General features: G+C 45.6%; 6 protein-coding genes. 3 read left to right on the top strand and 3 right to left on the bottom strand.

The genetic code is table 11. From position 1 onward, the window contains the following. The first annotated feature begins 279 nt into the window (after positions 1-279). Both infA and yacG read left to right on the top strand, forming a co-directional pair. Positions 280-498 (top strand): translation initiation factor IF-1, encoded by a 219-nt coding sequence (infA, locus tag ABFQ95_06835; GenBank protein ID MEN8237235.1) that lies wholly within the window; start codon positions 280-282, stop codon positions 496-498. A gap of 18 nt (positions 499-516) precedes the next feature. Beyond that, positions 517-681: a DNA gyrase inhibitor YacG gene (gene yacG / locus ABFQ95_06840; protein ID MEN8237236.1), complete on the top strand. Its 165-nt coding sequence runs from the start codon at positions 517-519 to the stop codon at positions 679-681. A 127-nt stretch (positions 682-808) separates the two neighbouring features. On the opposite strand, the gene ABFQ95_06845 is transcribed toward yacG, so the two are convergent. Further along, entirely contained in the window at positions 809-1,174 is a 366-nt protein-coding gene (locus ABFQ95_06845) for an RDD family protein (protein ID MEN8237237.1), read from the bottom strand. 87 nt (positions 1,175-1,261) lie between these two features. Continuing rightward, positions 1,262-4,513, bottom strand: a complete 3,252-nt coding sequence (locus ABFQ95_06850) for a S41 family peptidase (protein ID MEN8237238.1) — start codon at positions 4,511-4,513, stop codon at positions 1,262-1,264. A 687-nt stretch (positions 4,514-5,200) separates the two neighbouring features. Between ABFQ95_06850 and ftsZ the strand changes: the two genes are divergently transcribed. Next, the gene (gene ftsZ / locus ABFQ95_06855) at positions 5,201-6,673 is read left to right on the top strand and encodes a cell division protein FtsZ (GenBank protein ID MEN8237239.1); all 1,473 of its coding nucleotides are present in this window, start codon (positions 5,201-5,203) and stop codon (positions 6,671-6,673) included. 142 nt (positions 6,674-6,815) lie between these two features. Here ftsZ and ABFQ95_06860 read toward each other — a convergent pair. Further along, positions 6,816-7,004, bottom strand: a 189-nt coding sequence (locus ABFQ95_06860; GenBank protein ID MEN8237240.1) for a hypothetical protein, incomplete at its 5' end; no start/stop codon positions are given.

Below are 7,004 nucleotides of genomic sequence, written 5' to 3' on the forward strand. Positions count from 1 at the left end.
CTTGCAACAGACAAGTAGCAAAAAGAAAAACAAAAAGGCTTAAGAGTAAATTATTTAAAACGATGCTTTATGCTCATGCCCAAGATTTTTTTTAATGCATTGAACAACTTCCAGCAAATTTTTAACAGTATTATCGCGACAAAATACGCGACACACAAGTATTTTTCGCGACATTTCCAGTAACTGACCAGGCACAAGCCCCCTAAAATTCTCTTGCAATTTGACCCCACCTGCGCTTATGTGATACGATTCGCCAGATGAAATCAATCTGAGAACCGAATGGCAAAAGAAGAACTTCTTGAATTTCCAGGAAAGGTCCTGGAACTACTACCGAATGCAATGTTTCGTGTTGAATTGGAAAACGGTCACGTTATCCTGGCACACACATCAGGCCGAATGCGCAAAAACAGGATCCGTGTATTGACTGGCGATAAGGTCACTGTGGAAATGACCCCTTATGATCTGACTAAAGGTCGCATTATTTTCCGAGAAAAATAGATTGGTCAATGTAAAATAATGGCGCTCTGTCCCACTTGCAACAAAACCAGCAAATCAGATGACCACAAACCTTTTTGCAGTGCTCGTTGCAAGTCGATTGACCTAGGCTATTGGCTGTCAGACTCTTACGTAATCGCAGGAGAAGAAACTGTTGCAATACCTGAAATAACAGGCAATGAGTGACCGCACGTGCGGCCAGCCCAATCACTCTCAAGTAATCTGGGTTTGAACTTAAATTGGATTGGAACCCGCCACTTTAGTAAGGGGTGCTCCTCTTTTGAACGGGTAACAATCCAAGGCTTTGTCTTCCCTAGTCCTTATAAACCATATAGGTTCCAGCCATAAAGTCATGCAAACCTTGTTTTCTCTCGGTAAAGGCAATCATGAGAAAACCAATTCCTAAAGTTAACCCTGAAATTATTTTGGCAAAAAACCGATCAGTTGCCCGCCCAAAGCTAATACGTTGATAATTATAATCAACCACTTGAATCCCAAAACAACGCATGCCGAGATTCGCTTGAAAACGTGACGCGTATTGCAGAGCATAATAAAGCCACCCCCCAATAGTACCAACAAAAAACCCAGCAATACCTCCGAAGATAGCAGCTGTCTGTTGGTCTCCACCATTGACTCCAACAATAATTCCAATAAAAACACCAATAACAAAAGAAATTATAAATGAAAGAACCTAGTTACAAATTCCGGGAATCGAGGATAGATTGCCAGCTCAAAAACGATTTTCAGTTTATGGACAACTGGCCATCTACCAGGGTTGCCGCAGATCTGGACGTTCATTCACCAACTGTGGTGGCTGCAGCGGCGGGTTTTGCTCTATTATTTGTAACACTTCCTGAATACCACGATCCAATTGTGGATCTCTGCCCTTCCCGTAATCCTGCGGGGTAACTTCAACTTCAACATCCGGGTCAACGCCGTAGTTTTCAATGCTCCAACCCACATCAGCAAACCAAAATGAAAACTCTGGCTGGGTGGTCACACCTCGATCCACCAATGAATGCCGTGGCCAAATGCCAATCACACCACCCCAGGTGCGTTTACCAATCAGCGGTCCCAATTGCATCATCTTGAAGCTGTGGCTGAACATATCACCATCGGATCCAGCGTACTCATTGGTAAGCGCCACCATAGGGCCAGATGGTGAATCGGCGGGGTGTGGTTCAGCGCCAAACCAACGCGTTATATCAAAGCCACGACGTTTGCGCGCTAGCTTTTCCAGTAACAGCGGAGAAACATTACCGCCACCATTGTAGCGGACATCGACGACCAAACCATCATAATCACACTCGGCCAAAAAGCCACGATGAAATTCCGCAAAGCCCCAAGGACTCATGTCAGGAATGTGCACGTACCCAACTCTACCATTGGTCTTTTCATGCACATAAGCACGGTTTTTGTCGACCCATGAGCGATAACACAATCGGGTTGATGAAACCAGGGCTTGCACCACCACTTTGCGTTTGTTTTTACCTTTCGCGTCACTGACTGTGAGCTGCACATCTTGATCAGCTTGATTGAGCAACAATGGTTCCGGCCGTTGAGCTTGGGAAAGTTCTTTTCCTCCCACGGCCCACAACAAATCACCCTCTTGGATATTGACTCCCAATTGTTGCAGTGGTGAAGCAGAGTGCTCATCCCATGAATCACCGATTTTGATATTGCTAAACTGATACCCCCCTTGCTTGGAGTTGAATACAAAATCAGCCCCTAAGTTCCCCACACCATAGTGGTGCGGCGATCTGCGGATATCTCCGCCAATCACATAGGCATGCGAGGTTCCCAGCTCACCCTGCATCTCCCAGAGCAAATCACTGAATTCTTCTCGAGTGCTGATACGCTCAAGCATAGGAGCATAGTGATCATACACCGATTGCCAATCAATCCGCGACATATCCTGAGTCCAATAATGATCCCGTTGCAAGCGCCAAGCCTCATGCAGCATTTGCCGCCACTCGCACGCAGGATCGATCAATACTTTATTGCGTGAAAGATTAATCCATCCTTGAGCTTTTGAGTATCTCTTGCTGTCTTCATCTGTCTCCGGTTTTTGTCCTGCTTTAACAACTCGCAATGCTTCGCCAGATCGATAGATCATCCACTGACGTTTACGGCACAATTCAAATTCATTGACATGATCAACGAGTACCTCTTCCTTTTGCGACTCAAAATCGTAGCAATGGATTTGGACATTAGCCGACGCACAAGAATCATCATCGCCATCGTCGTCATAAAGAGTCCCTCTTAGGGGACATTGGCCATAAATGACTTTGCCTGGCATAGCTTGGATTTGGGTATAATTCCCCTCAGCCACAGGAAAAGCCTTGATGCGCTCTTGAATACCATCAAAATCAATCTCAACTTTCACGATATCCTTTTTGGACTTTTTCTTGGATCCGCTTTTCTTTTCCTCTTCTGGCTCCTCTTCCCTCTGACCATCTTGCCCCCCAAACTCTGGAGCACCGAGTACAAAGGGATTGGTCACATCTTTGCGCAATGCCAATAGGTAAGGCCGAGCCCCTTTGGGAAAACTCAATTCAAAATGCAGATTATCACGCACAGGATTAAAGGTTCGGTACGAGATAAAATACAGGTATTTGCCTTCTGGATCAAAGTGCGGCGCAACATCCATCAACACCGGTTTAGTAACAATTTGTGATTTTGGCTTTTTGGGTTCAACAATTTTAATCACCCAAGTGTGGTGGTTTTGCGCCCAGCTATAGGCCACCCACTTACCGTCAGGGGACCAGTCAAAACCAGCAATATGCGCAAACTTACTTTGGTCCAGGGTTGTACATTTCCAGCTTTGCAAATCAATATGGATCAGCTCACATCGATGATTGGTCAAGATTACTTCGTCATGAGTCGGTGAAACCTGCAACTCAACCACACGTCCCAAATCGGTGTTCTCTAAGCGATTGATTCGTTTCAAGGTTTCACCATCGTAAATCTCGAGCGTCTCTTGCCCGCCTTCATCACTAACCACCAATAGCCGTTTACCATCATTCAACCAAGTAGAAAGACGATAACGAGCCTCATTTGTGGCACCCAACTGCAAGCTGGGTCCATCCCAGTTACCCATATAAAAAGCTTTGCCTCTGCTAGTCAGGCTTAAAGAGTGCCCCTCAGGGTGCAGTGCATAATCTTCAAGGTAACGGCTACAGGAAACAAATTTGCGATTACGTTGATGCCGGGGACTGGAGTAGTTAATATCTATTTTCGTATTTTGCTCAGTTTGCACATCATAGAGGTAGAGATCAGCACCGGCGTGATAGGCAATTTGCTTGCCATCGGTGCTGAGATTGCGCGCATAAAACACATCATGTTTGAAATGACAACGCAAATCAGATCCGGAAGTATCACAGGAATAGACTCCGCCCACACCTTCATGATCAGAGGCAAAGTAAATACGATCCTCGATCCACAAGGGCCGTGCCAGGTTTCCAGGCAGATCAACCAACTTTTCAAATTGGCCGCGTCCTTTGGTATCGATCCATAATTCTCCAGCTGTACCACCACGATAGCGTTTCCAGTACCCGTATTCACGATAGCCGTGCCGTTGGATGACAGCCTGGATGCCCCCACCATAGGAAATAAAGGTTGCTGGACCCAAATTGAGGGATTCGGTTGCACCGGATGCCGGATCCACCCGAAACAACTCATTTACGCGGCTAAAAGGCAAGTTTGCCGAAGAGGCAAAAGTGATTCCTGTAGTATCCCATCCGACAACGTGAGCGACATCACCAAGATAAGTCAGCCTTTGAACCGGACCGCCGGTGCTCGGCATGATGTAAACTTCGGTGTGACCTTCCTCAGATCCACTAAAAGCAATCTGGCATCCATCGGGCGAAAAAACTGGGTGTGTACAAGCTCCCAAACCTGTAGTCAACCGGTGTGGCGTGCCACCCGTGATAGGAACACTCCAAAGATCATCTTCGCTTACAAAAATAAGCGTGTCTTGAAACACACAAGGGTAACGGTAATAAGCCGCAGTCTGCATTTATTAAGTCCTTTCGTTTATGAAAAAGCCGGTGACTTATCGGTATTCTATCCCATATACGGACAAAAGACTACGTCAGCTTAAACCCCTGGATGGTATTTCGCATTGAGTGCCCAGCTCCATAACATTTCATCGGCTCTTTTGCGTTTTGAGTGGGTAATCTGAATTTTAGGTAGGCGAACAGCGTAGGTTCAGCTAGTAAAATTCCAAGCCTCCAACAAGTAAAGAAAGCATCGTTTTAAATAATTTATTCTTAAGCCTTTTTGTTTTTCTTTTTGCTACTTGTCTGTTGCAAGCTAGTGGGGGCTCAGTATAGTTTCTCTCCTGACCTCTCATCTTTATAAGCAAAAGTGCTTTATCAAAATGTTGAGTTTTATGAAAGCAAAAAGCGTGCGGTTTACATTGGTCAAGCGTTCGGTATGATTATTGGAGTATGACTGCAATAGGTAGGAGCTGAGAAAATCTAAAATTTAATTTTAGATTAGTCCAAACCGGTTATGATGCCAATGCAAGACAGTTGTATTTTACAACTGGGGTAACCACTCAACTCCTGCCAGTCAGTGTGAGATGAACAGTTACCACTTGGGTAAAAAATTCCATATTTACCTGGTGTATTTTTCGAAAGTTTGTCATAAATTAGGACAAGATACTTAATGTTTAGTAATTCAACATAATTGGAGACCCGTTATGACCGCAGTTGTGAAGCCAAAACCAGCCCTACGCCCTGTAAGTTCCTTTAAAAAAGAACCTGCACCTATTGAAGAGGTTGATTTAAAACCTCGAATTGCGGTGATGGGCATTGGTGGTGGTGGAACCAATGCTGTCAATAATATGATTCGCTCTAAACTTGACGGTGTCACTTTTGTGGTCAGTAATACAGATGCACAAGCGCTTGAGCAAGCTGAAGCTGAACATTGCATTCAATTAGGGCCAACTATGACCAAAGGGCTAGGCGCTGGGTCACGTCCAGATGTTGGTCAGGCATCAGCTGAAGAAACCATGGATGAAATTATGGGATTCATCGACGGCACTCATATGCTGTTTGTCACAGCTGGTATGGGAGGTGGCACTGGAACAGGAGCAGCACCTGTGATTGCTCATGCAGCTAGAGAAATGGGGATTTTGACCGTTGGTGTGGTCACTAAGCCGTTCCATTTTGAAGGAGCGCACCGGATGCGCACGGCTGAGCAAGGAATTGAAGAATTACAGCACCATGTGGACTCTCTGATTGTGATTCCCAATCAGAATTTATTCCGAGTTTCCAATGAAAAAACCACCTTTGCTGAAGCGTTTAAAATGGCAGACAATGTTTTGTACTCTGGGGTGCGAAGCATTACCGACCTGATGATTGTTCCAGGTCTGATCAATCTTGATTTTGCTGACATTCGCAGCGTCATGGGTGAAATGGGCAAATCTATGATGGGCACTGGAGAAGCCGAAGGAGATACTCGAGCAATCCAAGCAGCTGAGTCTGCCATTGCCAATCCATTGTTGGATGAAGTTTCGATGCGTGGTGCTAAAGGCGTGTTGATCAGTATCACAGGCGGCATGGATATGACCCTATTTGAAGTGGATGAAGCGGCCAACCGGATTCGCGACGAGGTAGATCCGGATACGAATATCATCTTTGGCTCGACTTTTGATGAAAAACTCAATGGCCGCTTGCGAGTATCGGTTGTGGCAACCGGGCTGGATCAAAGAGCCAATGCATCTGTATCTACCTATGCTGCTCCGAATGCTGACACAACTGAGGCGACGCAAGCTTCTGCCAATCCAGTTGAAGAACAAGATATCATCAAGGAAGAGGGACTTACACCCTGGCCTCCAGCTACAGACCAGGCAACATCAATGCAGCAACCAGAACCAGAGAGCCCGGCTCCTACAGCAGAACCACAAACAGTTACAGATCATGAAGTTACTGCTGAAGTAACACCAAGCTTTGGCGTCGAAGCGCCTACTGTTCCTACAGCGCCACCTCATACCCATGAAAGTCATCGCCCAGGACTTTTTGAGCGTTTCCTTCGTCCTTTCAAAAATGTAGGTGGAAATCCAGCACCAGCGGGACAGGTAAGAGTTCGCAATACCACACGCACAAGTGGTGAGGACGTGGGTGATTCGATTTCTGAAATTCCAGCGTTTGTGAGAAAACAAAAGAAGTAGGGGGCAAAGGGCAGAAATCAGAAATCAGAAACCAGATGTCAGCAAGGCAGCACCGCGCTGAAATGCTGCTCAGATATCATGGAGCTTGGTTTGAAAACTTGACACATTTGCACAAGTTTTGGAGCTTTAAGTTATTAATACGTCATGCTGGGAGCACACCCAAGTCTGAGATGACGAACTGTGCGAGCTGAGCAATTACGATTAAAAAAAGTCTTCTTGGCTGGTAATTTTTTGGCTCTTTTGCGTTTTGAGTGGGTAAGCTGAATTTTAGGTAGGCGAACAGCGTAGTTTCAGTTGGTAAAAATCCGAATTTCCAGCAAGTAAATAAACC

The organism is Pseudomonadota bacterium (assembly GCA_039714795.1).
Taxonomy (GTDB): Bacteria; Pseudomonadota; Alphaproteobacteria; order JAGOMX01; family JAGOMX01; genus JBDLIP01.

Bases quoted from the DNA above. Each gene is read 5' to 3' on its own strand.
- ABFQ95_06850 (MEN8237238.1), bottom strand. From the start codon at position 4,513: ATGCAGACTGCGGCTTATTACCGTTACCCTTGTGTGTTTCAAGACACG.
- yacG (MEN8237236.1), top strand. From the start codon at position 517: ATGGCGCTCTGTCCCACTTGCAACAAAACCAGCAAATCAGATGACCAC.
- ftsZ (MEN8237239.1), top strand. From the start codon at position 5,201: ATGACCGCAGTTGTGAAGCCAAAACCAGCCCTACGCCCTGTAAGTTCC.
- infA (MEN8237235.1), top strand. From the start codon at position 280: ATGGCAAAAGAAGAACTTCTTGAATTTCCAGGAAAGGTCCTGGAACTA.